Origin of the sequence: Thiopseudomonas denitrificans (assembly GCF_002866065.1) — a bacterium.
Taxonomy (GTDB): domain Bacteria; phylum Pseudomonadota; class Gammaproteobacteria; order Pseudomonadales; family Pseudomonadaceae; genus Thiopseudomonas; species Thiopseudomonas denitrificans.
In genome coordinates, this window is sequence record NZ_LNJZ01000009.1 from 659,414 (window position 1) to 677,698 (window position 18,285).

Sequence of the window (18,285 nt, forward strand, 5' to 3'; positions counted from 1 at the left end):
TTAGCAGTCCAGCGGGTTGGGTTTGTTGGCATCAATGCCGAATTTGGCCATGGCATCAACCAGCACCTGCACATCCAGCTGCCCGTCTTTCACCAGCGCCTCCAGCGCAGCCAGTGTTACCCAGCGGCGGTCGACCTCGAAGAAGTCGCGCAGTTTCTTGCGTGTGTCACTACGGCCAAAACCATCGGTACCCAACACCTTGTAGGTGTTCTGCGGCACCCACTGGCGCACCTGGTCGGCAAACAGTTTCATGTAGTCGGTAGAAGCAACCACCGGGCCCTGACGGCCCTGCAGGCATTCCTCGACATGGCTCAGGCGTGGTGTTTCACGTGGGTGCAGGCGGTTCCAGCGCTCGACCTCAAGACCGTTGCGGCGCAGCTCGTTGAAGCTGGTCACGCTCCACACATCGGCACCGATACCGAACTCGTCGCGCAGGATTTTCGCCGCCTCCATCACTTCCAGCAGAATGGTGCCACTACCCAGCAGCTGGACATGCTTGCCACTCTGGCGCTTGTCCTCGTCGAGCAGGTACATGCCGTTGATGATGTCACGCTCAATGTTCTCGCGCTGCGGCATCGCCGGCTGCTTGTAGGCCTCGTTCATCATGGTGATGTAGTAGTAGCGGTCCTGCTGCTCCTCCATCATCACGCGGATACCGTCACGGATGATCACGGCCATTTCGTAACCGAATGCCGGGTCATAGGTGTGACAGTTGGGGATGGTGCCTGCCAGGATATGACTGTGGCCATCTTCGTGCTGCAGACCTTCACCGTTCAGTGTGGTGCGACCGGCAGTACCGCCCATCAGGAAACCACGGGCGCGGATGTCACCAGCCGCCCAGGCCAGATCACCAATACGCTGGAAGCCGAACATAGAGTAGAACGAGTAGAACGGCAGCATCGGCTGGTTATAGTGGCTGTAGGACGTAGCTGCAGCAATCCAGGACGACATGGCACCGGCTTCGGTGATGCCTTCTTCCAGCAGCTGACCCTTGACGTCTTCCTTGTAGTACATCACCTGGCCCTTGTCGACCGGCTGATACAGCTGGCCTACGGACGAGTAAATGCCCAGTTGACGGAACAAGCCTTCCATACCGAAGGTACGTGCTTCGTCGGGTACGATGGGCACGATGCGGCTGCCCAGGTCCTTGTCCTTGAGCAACTGGGCCAAGATGCGCACATAGACCATGGTGGTCGACACTTCGCGGTCGCCACTGCCATCAAGGATGCTTTTCAGGGTGTCCAGCGATGGCGTCGGAATACTCATGCTGCGCTGGCGACGCTGCGGGACCGGACCGCCCAGTGCGGAGCGGGTCTTGCGCAGGTACTGCATCTCTGCGCTGTCTTCGGCAGGACGGTAGAACGGCAGGTTTTCCAGCTCGTCATCGTCAATGGGAATGGCAAAGGTGTCACGGAAGGTACGCAGGCTGTCCACGTCGACTTTTTTCACGTTGTGGGCGATATTCTGCGCTTCACCGCTACCTGTACCGTAGCCCTTGATGGTCTTGGCCAGAATGACGGTTGGCTGGCCCTCGTGGTTGACCGCCGCATGATAGGCCGCATACACCTTGAAGGGGTCGTGACCACCACGGTTGAGCTTCCAGATCTCGTCGTCGGACATGTCCGAGACCATGTCGAGCAGGCGCGGATCGGTACCGAAGAAGTCTTTGCGGACAAAGGCGCCGTCGTTGGCCTTGTAGTTCTGATAGTCGCCGTCGAGGGCTTCTTCCATGCGTGCCTGCATGACACCTTCGGTATCCTTGGCGAACAGCGGATCCCACAGGCGGCCCCAGAGAACCTTGATCACGTTCCAGTCGGCACCACGGAAGTTGCCTTCCAGCTCCTGGATGATCTTGCCGTTACCGCGCACCGGGCCATCCAGGCGCTGCAGGTTACAGTTGATGACGAAAATCAGGTTGTCGAGCTTCTCGCGGCCAGCCAGCGAAATGGCACCCAGCGCTTCCGGCTCGTCGGTTTCGCCGTCACCCAGGAAGCACCAGACTTTCTGCTTGCCGGCCGGAATCAGGCCGCGGTGCTCCAGGTATTTCATGAAGCGGGCCTGGTAAATGGCCTGGATCGGGCCCAGCCCCATGGAAACGGTCGGGAACTGCCAGAAATCAGGCATCAGCCAGGGGTGCGGGTAGGACGACAGGCCCTCGCCATCCACTTCGCGGCGGAAGCTGTGCAGCTGGTCTTCGCTCAGGCGGCCTTCAAGGAAGGCGCGGGCGTAGATGCCGGGAGAGGCGTGGCCCTGGAAATAGATCAGGTCACCGCCGTGCTCTTCGGTGGGTGCCTGGAAGAAATAGTTGAAACCGATGTCGTACAGCGTGGCACTGGAGGCAAAGGTAGCAATGTGTCCGCCCAGGTCCGGATCGGCCTGGTTGGCGCGCATCACCATGGCCAGCGCATTCCAGCGTACCAGCGAGCGGATGCGGCGCTCCATGAACAGGTCACCCGGCATGCGCGCTTCGTGGGTGACCGGAATGGTATTGCGGTACGGGGTGGTGATGGCATGCGGCAGGCGGATGCCGCTGCGGCTGGCCTGCTCGCCCAGGCGGGACAGCAGATAGTGAACGCGCTCTTCGCCTTCGCGCTCTTCAACGGAACTCAGGGCATCAAGCCACTCGTGAGTTTCAACGGGATCTAAATCGTGCATGATTGACTCCTGAACCTGTGTATGTCTGGAAACACGGCATGACGGCCTGATAACTGGCCACCTGCCGGCTGCGTACTTTCGGGTCCGGGGTTGCCGGATTCCCATGGCACGTCGCAGCTGGTCATGCGGACCGCTCCGTGCCTCCAAAGCTCTGAATTTTGCTTTCTTGTAGTTTTACTACAAAACTGCCAGTTCGTCACCTTTCCGGTCCATTCCTCGAATTAGACCTTAGAGTCATACTACGATAAAAAAACGGTTTTGTACTGCCGCAACTGCCATGCTGCGCTTTGTACGAATGGCTTATTTGTACCAAGGAGCTTGCCCCTGGGAGTACTTGAACACCTGTCGAGGCCGGTTCCAGTCATTGTCGGGGGCAAGCCCCCTCTTACAAGAGCCCGTGCAGCAATCCAGCTTTATCAGGCGGCATTGACTAGAATACTGGGAGCCATCAACAGCACGACCGCTACTCTGCCCGGATAACCACACCATGATCCCGCATTTGCTCGACCCCCTCCCGGAAGCCCTTGCCCCCCTGCAACAACAGGCGGAACAACGCTGGCAGTCTGCATTGCAGGAAGCCGGCTTGGATGAAAGCGGCCTTGATGCACAGAGCCTGCAGCAGATCCGCCATGTATTCACCCTTAGCGAGTTTGCCCTGACCCAGGCCTGCCGTGATCCGCAGGACTTTCTGCAGTTACTGACAGGCGGCAGCCTTGCACACAGCCAGAATACTGCCAGCATGCGCGGCGAGCTGCAGCATCAGGTCAAGGCCTGCACCACGGAGGACGAGCTGCAGACAGTGCTGCGCCGCTTCCGCAACCGCCAGCAGCTGCGCATCATCTGGCGCGACCTGACCCGGCAGACCGAGCTGGACGAAACCACCCACGAGCTGTCGGCACTGGCCGATGTCTGCATCAGCCTGGCCTATCACTGGCTATATGAGCAGCAGTGCCGGCAAAGCGGCATACCGACCGGCCGTACCAGCGGCCAGCCGCAGCAACTGGTGGTGCTCGCCATGGGCAAACTGGGCGCGGGCGAGCTGAACCTGTCGTCAGATGTCGACCTGATTTTCACCTATCCCGAGGCCGGCGAAACCAGCGGCACCAAGCGCAGCCTCGACAACCAGGAGTTTTTCACCCGGCTGGGCCAGAAACTGATCAAGGTACTGGATTCACAAACCGTTGACGGTTTCGTCTTCCGTGTCGACATGCGGCTGCGCCCGTACGGTGCGGGCGGGCCACTGGTACACAGTTTCAGCGCCATCGAGCAGTACTACCAGAACCAGGGCCGTGACTGGGAGCGCTACGCCATGATCAAGGCGCGAGTGGTGGCCGGCGACCAGCAGGCCGGCAGCCGCCTGCTGCGCATCCTGCGGCCCTTTGTCTACCGGCGCTATCTGGATTTTTCCGCCATCGAAGCACTACGCTCGATGAAGCAGCTGATCCAGCAAGAAGTGATGCGCAAGGACATGGACGACAACATCAAGCTGGGTACCGGCGGCATTCGCGAAGTGGAATTCATCGCCCAGGCCTATCAGCTGATCCACGGCGGGCGTGACCTGAGCCTGCAACAGCGGCCGCTGCTGGACGTACTGGATACCCTGGCACGGCAAGGCTACAAGGACGCCGACAAAGTCGCCGAGCTGAAGCAGGCCTACCGCTTCCTGCGCTATACCGAGCATGCCTTGCAGGCCGTTGCCGACCGTCAGACCCAGCGCCTGCCTGCGCTGCCGCTTGAACGCGCCCGGCTGGCCGCCATCATGGGCTTTGCCGACTGGAGCACCTTTGCCGGACAGCTGGGCACGTACCGCCTGCACGTCGAACAGCAATTCCGCGCGGTGATTGCCGACCCCGACCATGACGACGAGGAGTACATCGGCGGCGAATGGCTACCGGTATGGGAAGCATCCATTAGTGAAAGCAGCATCCTGCAGCAACTGGAAGAAGCCGGTTTTGCCGATGCCGCCACCGCCTGGCAACGGCTGTGCCAGCTGCGCAACGGCAGCCAGGTACGGGCCATGCAGCGTCTGGGGCGTGAGCGGCTGGATGCCTTCATGCCGCGCTTCCTGTCCCACGTGGTCGAACAGGAACAACCCGACCTGGTGCTGGAGCGGGTATTACCGCTGATCGAAGCGGTGGCCCGGCGCTCCGCCTACCTGGTGCTGCTGACGGAAAACCCCGGCGCACTGTCACGCCTGCTCGAGCTGTGCGCCGCCAGCCCCTGGATCGCCACCGAGCTGACCCGTTTCCCGGCCCTGCTCGACGAGCTGCTCAACGCCGGCCGCCTGTACCGGCCACCACAGGCACCCGAGCTGGCCGCCGAACTTCGCGAGCGCCTGCTGCGCATTCCCGAGGATGACCTTGAGCAGCAGATGGACGTGCTGCGCCACTTCAAGCTGGCCCACCGCCTGCGCGTGGCCGCCTCGGAAATCGCCGGCACCCTGCCGCTGATGAAGGTCAGTGACTACCTGACCTGGTTGGCCGAAGCCGTCCTGGAACAGGTCCTGCGACTGGTCTGGCACGAGATGACACACAAGCACGGTACGCCCAGACGGCTTGACGGCAGCACCGGCGAGCTGGACTTCGTCATTGTCGGCTACGGCAAACTCGGCGGCATCGAGCTGGGCCACGGCTCGGATCTGGACCTGGTATTCCTCTACGACTGCGACCCGCTGGCCGACACCGATGGCCCGCGCCCGATTGACGGCGCCCAGTTCTACACCCGCCTGGGCCAGCGTCTGATCTCCATGCTGACCACCCGCACCACCTCCGGCGGCCTGTACGATGTCGACATGCGCCTGCGCCCGGGCGGCGACTCCGGCCTGCTGGTCAGTTCGCTCAGTGCCTTTGCCCGCTACCAGGAGCAGGAAGCCTGGACCTGGGAGCACCAGGCGCTGATACGCGCCCGTGTCCTGACCGGCAGCAAGCGCCTGACCGCCGAGTTCGACCGGGTACGTCTGGACATTTTGGGCCGCCAGCGCGAACAGGAGCATTTGCGACAAGAAGTCAGCCAAATGCGGGCCAAAATGAGGCATAATCACGGCACCCGCAACACCCAGGGCGGTCTGACGGACGAAGCGTTCACCGCCGCCTGTCAATTTGATCTCAAGCAGGATGCCGGCGGTATTGTTGACATCGAGTTTATGGTGCAATATGCCGCTCTGGCGTGGTCATGGCGCTATCCGCAACTGGTCACCTACACCGACAACATCCGCATCCTGGATGCGCTCGGCGAGGCCAGCCTGATCAGCATGAACGACATGCACCTGCTACAGGAGGCCTACAAGGCCTATCGTGCTGCCGCCCACCGGTTTGCCCTGCAAAAACAGCATGCCGTGGTCAGTGGCGAACATTTTCACAGCGAACGCCAACATGTCATGCGCATGTGGCGGGCGCTGGGCCTCAGTTACACCCCGGAGCAGGACAGCAACCCCGGCCCGGGCATGAATCAAGATCCATTCTCTTCAGGAGCTATATAAAATGTCGATGGCTGATCGTGACGGTCTAATCTGGTATGACGGTGAAATGGTTGAGTGGCGCAACGCGACCACCCACGTACTGACCCACTCCCTGCACTACGGCATGGGCGTCTTCGAAGGCGTGCGCGCCTATGAAACTCCACAGGGCACCGCAATTTTCCGCCTCAAGGAACACACCAACCGCCTGTTCGAGTCCGCCCACATCATGGGCATGAAGATTCCTTACAGCCAGGACGAAATCAACGCCGCCACCATCGCTGCCGTGCGTGACAACAACCTGGCCAGTGCCTACATCCGCCCGCTGGCGTTCTACGGCTCCGAAGGCATGGGCATCCGCGCCGACAACCTGCGTGTGCACGTCATCGTTGCCGCCTGGCACTGGGGCGCCTACATGGGCGAGGAAGCACTGAAGACCGGTATCCGCATCCGCACCAGCTCCTTCACCCGTCACCACGTCAACATCACCATGACCCGCGCCAAGTCCAGCGGTGCCTACGTCAACTCGATGCTGGCCCTGCAGGAAGCGGTCTCCGCCGGTGCCGACGAAGCCCTGCTGCTCGACCCGGAAGGCTATGTGGCCGAAGGTTCCGGCGAGAACATCTTCATCGTCAAGAACGGCGTGATCTACACCCCAGAGGTGACTGCCTGCCTCAATGGCATCACCCGCAACACCATCCTGACCCTGGCTGGCGAGCGCGGCATTCCGGTGGTGGAAAAGCGTATCACCCGCGACGAAGTGTACATTGCCGACGAGGCGTTCTTCACCGGTACCGCCGCTGAAGTCACCCCGATCCGCGAAGTGGATGGCCGCCAGATCGGCTGCGGCAGCCGTGGTCCGATTACCGGTCAGCTGCAAAGCGCCTACTTCGACCTGGTCACCGGCAAGACCGATGCCCATAGCGAGTGGCGCACGCTGGTCAAGTAATTGGCTGTTGATGCTACGCAAAAGCCCGCGAAATCTTCGCGGGCTTTTTGTTGACCGGATCACTGCTGTTCAAGTTCTCGCACCCAGAACAGTTCATGCCGGCGTACCGCCTTGCGCAGGAATTCATTGTCACCGGTTTTCGGCCAGCGCCGGCCGGTCAGCAATTGCTGGATCACACGCCGTACGCGCCGTTTGGCACTCAGCGGCGGCTGCAGGTCATGCTGCATGCGCAATGCCATGGCCTTGTCCATCTGCGTATCCGCACTCAGTACATGGCTGAACAACGGCAAAGCCGGCAATGGCTCCATCGCTGGTGGCAAGGCCACGCCGGTACCTGCATCGCCCATGGGCCAGCGGTCATTGTCATGCAGATGGTTGGCATACAGCAGCAACAATTCCGGTTTTTCGTCCAACTGCTCAAGCGCCTGATGGAAAGCCTGGCCGGTGGCAATATGGTCGCTGTGCGGGTCCAGCTCGGGATGGGGCATCACTACCACCTGCGGCCTGAAATGCTGCAAGCAGGCAGCCAGGTCGGCAACCAGATTGGTCCAGCTCGGAATGCCGTCTTCATCCGATGGCAGCACAAACGGATTTTGTCTGCGCACCGTGCGCACATCCGCCTCACCCGATTCACGCGAGCCGAACGCCTGTTCCGGCTGCTCACGCATCGCGGGCAGTTGCAGGCAATAATAACCCAGCTGCACACAGTGCTCTTGCCTCACCCCGCCCCACAACGGAATGGCCAGACTGTCCCAACTGCGCAAGCGGCCTTTCAGCCGGGCCGCCTGCTGCGGCTCAAGGCCCATCTGATGATAGAACTCCGCCTCGATCTCACCCTGGGTCAGGGTGACAATGGACGTGGTTTCCGGCATGCGACTGTACAGCCCGAATGCCGCCAGCTCCGCATCATCGGCATGGGGAGCCAGAATCAGCAAGCGTTTGCCGGACAGTTCTGGTGCTGCAAACACGTGCAGCTGTACTGTCGGCTGCAGCTGGCAGTACTGGCCTTTCAAAACGAGTCCGCTGCGCAATTGCTCCAGCTGGCCAGTCAGGTTCAGGTAACGAATGCCACGGGCTCCACGCTCAAAGGCTTGACGGTCATCGCCGAGCTGGACCCATGGGTCGAGCAGCCTGCCCAGCCAGCTGCTTTTGATGCGCACCTGCAGAATCAGGGTACTGTCTGAGCTTGCCGGCTCCGCCTCCGGCCAGTGCAACTGTCCACCAATGATTTGCAGTGCATGGCATTGCGTACCTGCCGGAAAGCTATACTGATAATCATCACCGGCGGCATAGAAAATGTGATCGGCAAACCAGGCTTCGTGAACCAGCCAAGCTAGCAATAGCCCCAGCGGCAGACACCACCAGCTGAAAAGAACACTGCTCAGCGCGATGACCAGAAGCAGGACGAGCATGGCCATGCGCTTGTTTTTACGGTGCCGCCTGAGCAGCTGCTGTTTGCGTTGTGACATGAGTTTTACCCTAAAAGCCAGAGCTGGCACTAATGCGTGTTATCAGCGGTATCTACTCTGCACTACTGCGCAGATGCCCGTGTACCAGTCAAAGTACACAAGTCGACACCCACCCTGTTGATATGCGCAACCAGGTCAGAGTTTTCGATCTGATGCAGCAATGACAAATCAATCATCCAGGGAAGCAAAAGGTCATCAATTCTGTTTTCAATCTGCAGCAGAGCATCAAAACTCATGGCGGGTGCAACCAGGCTCAAGTCGATATCCGAACCGGGGCGGTAATTACCCTTGGCCCGGGAGCCATAGACCAGCACACGCTCAATTTCCGGATAACCCTGAAAAATACTGCACAGCTGCTCGATGGCGTGTTCTGGCAAACCAAATCTCTCGCTCATAACCGAGACTGCTCAGCCAAACCCTGCATATGCTGTTCAAAGTCGGCAAACAGCCCATGGTAACTCGACAGAATCTTGTCACAAATTTCGTTGGCTACGCTTTCATTATATGTATGAGAGGACTGATTGCGGCTTTTGATCATTTCCATCCAGCCTGAGCCATCTTCGATCAAACCCGCCTTGAAAGCGCTGCGAATGGCATCACGAGAGCCGGTAATGTCCGGATTTCCCTGATAAGTGAAATAGTCTTTCATCAGATTCCAGGCCAGCTCAAAAACAAACTCAAAGGCCTGGATAAGCCCCTGCTTTTCCAGATCGCTCAACTCGCGAGTAGCAGCCAGCTCGACTGCATCAACCAGTCGTGTACGAGCCCTCTTGTAGTTGCTTAGACGCTGTATCCAGCGAATATCCTGCATAGCTTACCTTTCCACAAATTAATCCGGACTAACCTTGCCTCCAGCCTGCTTAGCAACCCTGGCAAGAACGGTTTTACTTTACCTCAAACACCGGCACGCGGTGGCACCAGCGGTCCTTGTACTCACGATCGGCACGGCCGAAGGAATAGCGCAGCGCTTTCCCTTGCGCCCGGGCATGCTCGCACTCGGCCTGGGTATTCACCCAGGTCAATACGCTGCCCGGGCTGAGCTCATTGAATTGCGGATCAACCCCGCCATTGATGTATTCAACGCTGATCCACTCCGGCGACTCGACCCTGTACAGGATCTGCGCGGCAGCCGGCTGACCATTCACGCAAATGTATGAGCCCACGAGGTAAGGCCGCAGCAGCTCCAGCACCTCGGCCAGGCGCTCCTTGCCGGGCGTGGCAAAGCCCCAGCGCTGCTCGAACAGGTCACTGTATATCCGCGCCTGCTCGGTGCTGGGTAATTCGGTGAAAGAAAGCAGCTCACCACCCTGTTCTTCCAGCAGGCGCAGCTCGCGGCGCTGGTTGTAACGGAACTTCTTGCTGTACTCTTCCGGCTCGCGCAACAACGCAATCTCCTGGCTCTGTGCCCGCAGCCCGGTTATGCGTCCTTCGTGCAGGGCTGAAACAAACTGCATCCTGTGACGCAGACGGATACCGGTATCTGCCGCCTGCGGAATGATCACCTCGGCATTGCCAAGATCAAACAGACGCCTTTTGCCATGTTTTTTCAAACCCGTCTTGGACAAGGCCAGATCCCGCCCCCACACCGCTACTGCGGCGCGCACTTCACCGGCCACTTCCCAGCCCAGATAATGGACCGGAATACCGGCCAGCATCGACAGCCTTCCAATAAAATCCGGATGCGTGATCACGCTGCCGCCAAAGCGCTGCCAGGCTGCACGATAATCCGTCACCGAAATCGGCGACCAGCCCTGCTCGCGCCAGTGGCGAAAAATACTCAACATCAATAAAAGCCTTAAGCCATACAAGAAATGCCGCACAGTATAGCAGCGCGCGGAAGTCACAATCTGTGCGAATTCATTCGCACAAAAACCTGTTCCACCCTGTCACTGCCGCCCAGCCTGCCACCCGGTGGCGCTTCACGTGCCAGCCCCCACCAATTCAGGTAAACTGCACGGCCTGACAATACGGAGAAATCATGCAAATACTCCAGCACGACGACTACCTCACCCTGCGTGAAGGCGGCAAGGTGATCGAGCAGGACGGCCACGGCGACAAGGTGATCATTCTGGCCGACGGTACCTTTCTTAAGCTATTTCGCCGCAAGCGCCTGATCAGCTCGGCGGCCATCTGGCCGTATGCCCAGCGTTTTGCCGATAACGCAGCAAAACTCAAGCAGCTGGGTATCCCCTGCCCCGAGATAATCAGCGTTTACCGGATTCCGAGTATCGAGCGTGATGCCGTGCACTATCATCCCCTGCCCGGCCTGACTCTGCGACAGCTGCGCGATGGGGAAGGCGACTGCCCGGAAGATATCCGGGAACGATTCTGGAAATTCGTCGACAGAGTGCACGACCTTGGAATCTACTTCAGGTCGATGCATCTGGGTAATGTGGTGCTGACGCCTGAGGGGGAGCTGGGGCTGATTGATATTTCGGATATGAAAACCCGGCGAAAGAAGCTAAACAACAATCAAAGACAAAGAAACATAAAACATATTAAAAAAAACCCAAAGGATCACTGGATTTTTGAATGGACAGATTAAACAGCCTTCAGACAACCGGCTTTGATTACAAAAGCATAAAGCACTGGCTGATAGTGGCAGCTATAACCGGACTTTTTTTTCTACTAGCCGGACAAGGACTGCTTGATAGCAAATCAACCTACCATAAAATTTTCTACTTCACATTCATTCCGGCCGCCTTGTTTGGTCTTGGCAAAAAAGAACTGAGCACAGCGCTGAAAACCCCAATCATATCCATATTTATTATTTTCTCGCTCGCCACAATTTTATCTACCGCAATCAATTCAAGCGATGAAATACCCAACCTGCTAAAACGGGAAGCATATACCGTAGCACTTTTTATCACCATTTGCTTCTTGGCAAAAAACGCCATTGATCTCACCATAAAAACAGTCCTGGCTGCAGCAACAGTTTTTTTAGTCATAAGTTATTACAGTTTTATCCCATGGATCTTCTCTATCCTTTCAAGCAAGAATCTTGGAGATAGATTCATTGGCGCCGGTATGCTGGACAACCCTCTGCTTAGCTCGCATCTATACGGTTTTTACAGCGTACTGCTTGGGCTCATCGCCATTTATCAGAAAGAAAAAAACATCCGTTTGGCTTCCGGCGGTATGGCCCTGCTGTTTTTCATCCTCACACTGGCCACAGGCTCAAGGACTCCGCTGCTGGCGCTTGCCTGTACCGCACTGTGGCTGCCTGTTATCAGCGCCAACAAGCATGCAGTGAAGGTTTTGGGTGGTCTGGCTGTAGCCGCTGTCATTGCTTATCTGTTCTATCCGGAGCTCTTTGTGAATCGCGGGTTTTCCTACAGGCCCGAGTTATGGATGTCAGCCATAGATCAAATAAAGATTTATCCAGTGCTGGGCTATGGATTTGGAAACAATCCGGATTTCTTTGTAGAGTCGCTGCAGACGTCCTTTCGCGAGCCCCATAACATACACTTGACAGTACTATACTTTACGGGAGCAACAGGATTTATATTCTGGACAGCAATGCACCTTGCTGCGCTATTGTCATGTATCAAAAACAAGAATGACAAGCTGTTTATCATTGCAAGCTGCCTGCTGGTCTATGGAATAGCAGCCGGCATGACAGAAGGTGGCGGACTTTTTCCACGCCCCAAGGAACACTGGTTTATCACCTGGATTCCGTTGGCGTTTATTGCGGCACTGCAATACAGAAAAGGTATTTTGAAATGACCGACATCACTGCTTGCGGGGCTAGCAACTCAGCTAGCCCTGTTGTGCTGCAAACTCAAAAAACCGGCCCAGATCATCTGAGCACAGCAGTGGAATAGCTTGCTCGATACGTGCAGCATCCCAGTTCCACCAACCAATTTCTTGCAATTTGTCGCACTCGATTTGACTGAATCGGTGGCGTACAAGCCGGGCTGGATTTCCAGCCACCACAGAATAGGGCTCCACATCCTTGGTCACTACGGCATAGGCCCCAATAATGGCGCCATCCCCAACCTTGACACCCGACAGTATTTTGGCTCCCGTGCAAAGCCATACATCGTTGCCGATTACAACATCACCGCGACTAACTGCATAATTCTCGATTCCAGCATGCCGTGGATAAAAAGCGGGAAAAGGAAATGTGCTAACCCAGTCGGCCCGGTGATGTCCGCCCAAAAAGATATGAACATCTTCGGCAATAGAGCAAAACCGCCCTATTTGCAAACGGCTTCCTTCATTCCAGTCATGAACAATTGGCAATCCATAACTACCATAACCATAGATATAACCCCGATCAGCATAGGCGTGAGCAAAACGGGCAACACCACGCTCTACCCGGGGTAGCTTCCGGATTTTCTTCCTGACTTGTTTATCACGAAACTTCTGCCAAAAACCCATATCTATCCCTTCTCAAGCGGCGAGAAGACCAGGCGCACCAGCCCGCGCCAGGTTTTCTTATTCCAATGCTTGAAAGGTATCATTTTCAACAAGGCGTAAGCATAAGCCTTGTCACGATTGGCCATTTTCAAAAACATTGAGCTGAGAAATTTATATTTAACAAAGAAGTAGTCCGGGTGATCCGAAAAAACCTGATAGGTGTCCAGAATGCTGTCAACCATGAAAGGTATGTTTTTAGACGAGTTATGCTTGTGCTTCCTGTGCTGGCCAAGAGGTATGTCAAGGCAATCTATAAAATAACCAGCGCGAGTTATTCTCAGCTCGACCATCAAGTCTTCAAGATTATTATTTTCATCAAAGCCGCCAACCTCCAGCAGCGCCGACTTGCGGATCATCAAGGTCGTTGCCGGCACATAGGGTTTGCGCTCCAGAAATACGTCCTCGAAATTCATGCGGCGAAAAGGGATAAAACGGTTTTGCCTTTTTTCCGGATAGAGCGCACCCGTTTCATCAATCAGCTCGATATTGCCACCACAGATTCCCACCTCCGGCTTGTCAATGACATGGGCAATCTGCGCACTGATACGTCCCGGCAACATCACATCATCCGAGCCCAGCGGAATAATGAATTCACCTTTGCTTGCTGCAACCAGCTCGTTAAGGCTTTTGGTCAGTCCTTTGTTTTCACGCGCCAAAAAATAGAAACCATATCGCTCCTGCAGTTTCTGAATGACAACAGCGCTGTCATCTTTTGAGCCATCATCAATAACCAGTAGCTCGATATTGGGATAATCCTGATCGAGAATACTTAACAAGCACTGTTCAATATAAATCGCATGGTTGTAGCAAGAAACAATAACGGAAACCAGCGGACAGGTTACATTAGTCATCTCGATCCCCTAAAAGCCTGTAGAAATCAGCTGAAGATACTTTTCTCTAAACTCATCTATGCCGTGGTTATTTAGTACATAATCAAGTACTTTGCTGCCTGCCTGCTTGCGTTCTTCATCTGTCATTTCCAGATACTTCCTAAGTGCCGCTGTAAGCTCTTCCACGCTACCAGGTGTAACCGCTATGCCCTCTGCACCCTGCACAAGCGGCAACATAGCTGGAACCGAAGAAGCAATAACCGGCAAGCCAGCACACATCCCTTCAAGCAAGGCCAGCCCAAGTCCCTCACGAAGTGACGGCATAGTCCAGACGTCAAAGGCTTTAAGGTATTGCAGCGCATCCTCCTTAAAGCCAACAAGCTGAACGCGCCCCTCAAGCCCAAGCTCGGCGATCAGCTGTTCGAGCCGCTCCCGTTCACGCCCTTCACCCAAGATAGCCAGCTGACTGCGCGGAAATTCATGTGCCAGGCCCGAAAACGCATTAATCAGGCAGTCATGGGCTTTAAGGGGCACCAGACGTCCCATTGCACCAATAAGTACGGCATCAGGGCTTAAGCCTAATGCCGCTCTTGCACTTGCCTTATCAAGCATTAAGTCACGTGCCGCAGCCAAATCAATAGCGTTAGTGATATAGCTGGTATTTTTATCCGTTAGCCCGGCCCTTAAAGCAATTAAATATTCTCTAACCGCTGCGGATACACCCACAAAAACCCAATTTTCAGTTAAATTTCTGGCCAGCTGTTTCTTTCTATAGCGTCGATCATAGTCACCAAAGCCATGCACAATCGCTATGCACTTGGTGATTTTTAAGAACCGAGCCAGTGTGAGCATCATATTGACCGGTTTGTAGCGATTGCAGATCACCACATCAAAGCGTTCTTCTTTAAGAAACTTATACAGCAACCACAACGCTTTAATTCTTAAACCTTTCAACTCAGCAGCAGAAAAACCAAAATAAACTGAACGGTGCGCAATACTTTCTGGTTGACCTTGCCCCGGCTTGCCACTTAAAAAAGCTGTTACAGTTTCAAATCGCTCGGCAGGCAGCGCTTTAAACAGCTGCTCCCCAAGGTCTGAAATATCCATTTTTCGAATATTGTAATCAGGATGAAGTTGTAAAACCTTTATTTTACTCATCTACTGTCTCAACAATATCGATACCGCTAGAGCTAAATCGGTATGTTTTGCCTTCTATGTACGGAATATAACTACCTGCTGGCAGGTCATTCCAAGTACTTTTTTTCCAGATAGCAAAATGAAAGTATGGAATATCTGGTTCAATCTGAAAACTATTAGAAATATTCTCGCCATCCCAAAACCATTCCTTTGGGAAAACGTAACTACCATCTCTCCAGGAAATACAACCGTCGGGTGTTGTATAACGCTCAACAAAAGAACACTTTCTCGAATTCGAATATAGAATCCAAGTTAAAGGCTTTCTAATAAACGCTGGAAAATTCTTATGCTTAACAAACAATCTACTAAAAGCTCTTTCATCAATAGCCTGATGAGCGTTATCAGAAAATCGCTGCTGCCAATGCGGTATCTCTTTAAAAATCAAGTTCATTTGCTCAGTATTTCTAATTAAGCAAAGATGGCCCGACACCCTTGTCCCATGGTTTGATATTAAATCATATTTACCAATATAATCTTCAGTGTAAACTTTTCTTAAGTCGCCATAGACAAGGTCTAAGTCACCAAACCCCCAAAAATCATACCCCTTAATTAAGTCGGAGTGCAGATAACCAAAGGCTGGCCTTATGTCACATATTTTATATGCACTTTCCGGATCAAACGATATAGAAAGCCTTTCAGAAACACAGGCCTTATAGTCTGTAAAGCTCATTTCCTTATAAAAAACATTGTCAGGAAATTCAGGCATCCTTCCACAATCACTAATAAAACACCAATGAACAGATGGATTACGCCGACAGCTTTCAAGAAAAAGCTTCATCCAAAATGGCCACCGGCCAAAATATGGCATAAGAACAATAATCTTACTCACACGTCACTCTCAAGCTCATATAAAACCAAGCAAAAACAGCAATTAATCCACCCAGCACATTAATCACCATTCAGCCACCCACAGCTACAAAAAACCCACTTTAATTCTAAAATTCACTTAGAAATACCTTTAAATGGATTTACAACACTACTCAACACCTGCATCAGCCTCACGAAGTAAAGAATAATATTGCAAAGCCACTTCCTCAGGCTTAATTTTGTCTTTCAGTCCAGGTAGTAATTCAAATGAATTAGCCATTAGTGCCAAAGGCAGCGCATTTTTTAAGCTCTGTACTCTTTGCCCAGGCTGATTAGTTACTGTATAGATATTTTCAGTACAAAAAAACTCGCTTGCCGCCTTAAATCCTGCAACCAAATATGCTGTTTTTAGAACGGCTGACTCAATTGGAACATACGGCATGGCTTCAGCGTATGAAGGTAAAACTAATAAACTCGCCCGTGCAATCCAAGGGTAGGGGTTTTCTAATAACCCGGTAAAAACAACACGATCCTGCAAATCGTTCTCAGCTACTTGCTTCTTCAATTCGTTAAAAGAACTGCCGCCGCCCACATAAACTAATTTACATTTTTTAACTTCAGGGTTTTCAGAAGAGGCGTATGCTTGAAGCAAATCAAACACTCCTTTTTCTTTAAAAAAATTACCCACATACAATATATAGGGTGAATCACAGTCCACTTCATATTCTTTAGCTTTAAGCTGTAACTCTGAAATATCAATTGGATTATAAATCGTCTTAATTACAGGATAGCCCAGTGCAAAAGCACCTTCACGCACTGTATCGCTAACTGCTACTAGCTGACCTTGATACCCTTTAAGCTCGCAGACATTAACGTTATTATGAAGCACATCTACTACAACGAACTGTTCTGTCAAGAAAAACTCTGGCAAAAAACTATTAAAACCCTTAACAACCAAGACACGGTCGCTTAATTTTCCCTTTAGAAGATCAGAACATTTTTTATTAAAAAATCTCATTTCAACCCGAGAAAAAGCCTGCTTAAATATTTTATGAAACTGAATCCAACGCAACAATCTGACCAACCAATTACTGCGTGAACGTCCAGTGTACAAAACACTTTGAGCCCGCGATGGAAACCTTCCTAGCGTTCCTACGATCAAATGCAAATACTCAACATCTAAGCGAGAAAAGCCAACTGCCAAATTATTTATCCACGTCGTGGACCCCGACATTTTCATGGTTCCTGAAAGCAAAATAACTTTAATTTGTTTCAATTCCATTTTTCTTCTTTAACCTATTCTGTATCTCAACAAACTATTAACCGCGACTAATAATTAGCATAATTGCTTATCAACCAGCCCTAGCTTTTCTAATCAAGCTATGATTTTTGATATATCCAGGCTGCATATTTTTCAATAGCTATCCGATCAGTAAAGGCTTCCGGAACTTCTACCAGTGTTAAATTACCATCTGCCTGTTGCTCTGTAAGCTTTGCTGCCAGTGCGTTCTCAGACTTATATGCAAACCTGGCTCCAGGGCCTACCACCTCCCTCGCCCCCCCACAATCCGTCGCAATCACTGGCACCCCAGCAGCCATGGCTTCTAGCAGCACCATACCAAACGGCTCATGATCAGACGTCAGGGCAAACAGGTCGAACGCCTTGAAGTAACGACGACCATTGGGTACCTGGCCAAGAAAGCGCACACTGTCGACAACACCCAGCTCAATAGCCAGGTTTTTCAACTGCTGCTCAAGGCGACCGCTGCCCATAATGGCCAGTAGACTTCCTGCGGGCAACTGTGGCAAAGCCAGGGCAAAGCCGTTGATCAGGGTCGTTTGATCCTTATCCGGATGCAGTCGCCCGACATTGCCGACCACCCAGGCATCCTGTGGCAGCCCAAGGTACTCTCTGGCTTCTTCACGGCTTACCTGCTCGGCCTGCACTGCCTCTACATCAATGCGGTTATACAGGGTTTCAATATTATTCGGTTCAAAGCCAGGCAAGCATGCACGCATGTCATCGCGCACAGCATTGGACACGCCTAGCAATCGCAAACGGTTTTTGAAAAAATTGGCAAACAGCTGGCGGCTTTTGCGCTTGTAGTCGCCAAAGGCGTGATGCACGCCAATCACCGGCAATTTACTGCCCAGCAAGGCGATATAGATGGGCTTGAAGCGGTGGGCGATGCAGTAAGCGAAGTCTCGACTGGCCACAAGTTTTTTAAAATCCCTGATGGCCGCCAGCTTCAGGCCACGAACCTGTTTGCTGCTGTAATTAAAAAACAGCACCTCATCTGAGGCGCTGCCTTTTACAACATCTTCGCTTGGCTCGCCCGTCAGGTAGACAGTACAAACCTTGTAGTCGGTATCCTTGAACAGCACTGCATATTGGCGGGCACAGTCCATGAAAGGTCCGTCATAGCCATGACAAAACTGCAGAATCCATTGTTGTTTGTCTGTGCTACCAGCCATCACAGCTCCTCCAAAATAGCGCATCGT

The 18,285-nt window shown here is 53.6% G+C and carries 15 protein-coding genes; 4 read left to right on the forward strand and 11 right to left on the reverse strand.

Annotated features, from left to right (window positions below):
* Positions 1–2,655 carry a pyruvate dehydrogenase (acetyl-transferring), homodimeric type gene (gene aceE / locus AR306_RS12300; RefSeq protein WP_101497836.1) on the reverse strand — a complete coding sequence of 885 codons (2,655 nt, stop codon included), beginning with the start codon at positions 2,653–2,655 and terminating at the stop codon, positions 1–3.
* Positions 2,656–3,142: 487 nt separating this feature from the next.
* Between aceE and glnE the strand changes: the two genes are divergently transcribed.
* Together glnE and AR306_RS12310 are read left to right on the forward strand one after the other, a co-directional pair.
* Complete coding sequence (gene glnE / locus AR306_RS12305) at positions 3,143–6,133, forward strand: bifunctional [glutamate--ammonia ligase]-adenylyl-L-tyrosine phosphorylase/[glutamate--ammonia-ligase] adenylyltransferase (protein WP_101497837.1); 2,991 nt, start codon at positions 3,143–3,145, stop codon at positions 6,131–6,133.
* 1 nt (position 6,134) lies between these two features.
* The gene (locus tag AR306_RS12310) at positions 6,135–7,058 is read left to right on the forward strand and encodes a branched-chain amino acid transaminase (protein WP_101497838.1); all 924 of its coding nucleotides are present in this window, start codon (positions 6,135–6,137) and stop codon (positions 7,056–7,058) included.
* A gap of 59 nt (positions 7,059–7,117) precedes the next feature.
* On the opposite strand, the gene AR306_RS12315 is transcribed toward AR306_RS12310, so the two are convergent.
* The 4 genes from AR306_RS12315 to AR306_RS12330 form a co-directional block, all read right to left on the reverse strand.
* The gene (locus AR306_RS12315; RefSeq protein WP_101497839.1) at positions 7,118–8,527 is read right to left on the reverse strand and encodes a PIG-L deacetylase family protein; all 1,410 of its coding nucleotides are present in this window, start codon (positions 8,525–8,527) and stop codon (positions 7,118–7,120) included.
* A 62-nt stretch (positions 8,528–8,589) separates the two neighbouring features.
* Positions 8,590–8,922 carry a nucleotidyltransferase domain-containing protein gene (locus AR306_RS12320; RefSeq protein WP_101497840.1) on the reverse strand — a complete coding sequence of 111 codons (333 nt, stop codon included), beginning with the start codon at positions 8,920–8,922 and terminating at the stop codon, positions 8,590–8,592.
* Complete coding sequence (locus AR306_RS12325; protein ID WP_101497841.1) at positions 8,919–9,338, reverse strand: nucleotidyltransferase substrate binding protein; 420 nt, start codon at positions 9,336–9,338, stop codon at positions 8,919–8,921. The genes AR306_RS12320 and AR306_RS12325 overlap by 4 nt, the downstream gene beginning before the upstream one ends.
* 73 nt (positions 9,339–9,411) lie before the next feature.
* The gene (locus AR306_RS12330; protein ID WP_101497842.1) at positions 9,412–10,311 is read right to left on the reverse strand and encodes a GNAT family N-acetyltransferase; all 900 of its coding nucleotides are present in this window, start codon (positions 10,309–10,311) and stop codon (positions 9,412–9,414) included.
* 194 nt (positions 10,312–10,505) lie between these two features.
* On the opposite strand from AR306_RS12330, the gene AR306_RS12335 reads away from it, so the two are divergent.
* Together AR306_RS12335 and AR306_RS12340 are read left to right on the forward strand one after the other, a co-directional pair.
* Positions 10,506–11,072: a serine/threonine-protein kinase gene (locus AR306_RS12335; RefSeq protein ID WP_101497843.1), complete on the forward strand. Its 567-nt coding sequence runs from the start codon at positions 10,506–10,508 to the stop codon at positions 11,070–11,072.
* Positions 11,060–12,253: an O-antigen ligase family protein gene (locus AR306_RS12340; RefSeq protein ID WP_101497844.1), complete on the forward strand. Its 1,194-nt coding sequence runs from the start codon at positions 11,060–11,062 to the stop codon at positions 12,251–12,253. Before AR306_RS12335 ends, AR306_RS12340 begins: the two co-directional genes overlap by 13 nt.
* Positions 12,254–12,286: 33 nt before the next feature.
* Here the strand turns inward: AR306_RS12340 and AR306_RS12345 are convergent, their stop codons facing one another.
* From AR306_RS12345 to AR306_RS12365, 6 genes are all read right to left on the reverse strand, one after another.
* On the reverse strand, positions 12,287–12,910 hold the full coding sequence (locus tag AR306_RS12345) for a CatB-related O-acetyltransferase (protein ID WP_101497845.1): 624 nt from the start codon (positions 12,908–12,910) through the stop codon (positions 12,287–12,289).
* A gap of 2 nt (positions 12,911–12,912) precedes the next feature.
* On the reverse strand, positions 12,913–13,800 hold the full coding sequence (locus AR306_RS12350) for a glycosyltransferase (RefSeq protein ID WP_101497846.1): 888 nt from the start codon (positions 13,798–13,800) through the stop codon (positions 12,913–12,915).
* A 9-nt stretch (positions 13,801–13,809) separates the two neighbouring features.
* Positions 13,810–14,937: a glycosyltransferase gene (locus tag AR306_RS12355; RefSeq protein ID WP_101497847.1), complete on the reverse strand. Its 1,128-nt coding sequence runs from the start codon at positions 14,935–14,937 to the stop codon at positions 13,810–13,812.
* Positions 14,930–15,805, reverse strand: a complete 876-nt coding sequence (locus tag AR306_RS13250) for a DUF6625 family protein (RefSeq protein ID WP_133539769.1) — start codon at positions 15,803–15,805, stop codon at positions 14,930–14,932. The genes AR306_RS12355 and AR306_RS13250 overlap by 8 nt, the downstream gene beginning before the upstream one ends.
* A gap of 147 nt (positions 15,806–15,952) precedes the next feature.
* Positions 15,953–17,065 carry a glycosyltransferase gene (locus AR306_RS12360; protein WP_101497848.1) on the reverse strand — a complete coding sequence of 371 codons (1,113 nt, stop codon included), beginning with the start codon at positions 17,063–17,065 and terminating at the stop codon, positions 15,953–15,955.
* Positions 17,066–17,163: 98 nt separating this feature from the next.
* A complete protein-coding gene (locus tag AR306_RS12365) occupies positions 17,164–18,258 on the reverse strand; it encodes a glycosyltransferase (RefSeq protein WP_101497849.1) in 1,095 nt (364 codons plus the stop codon).
* Between the last annotated feature and the right edge of the window lie 27 nt (positions 18,259–18,285).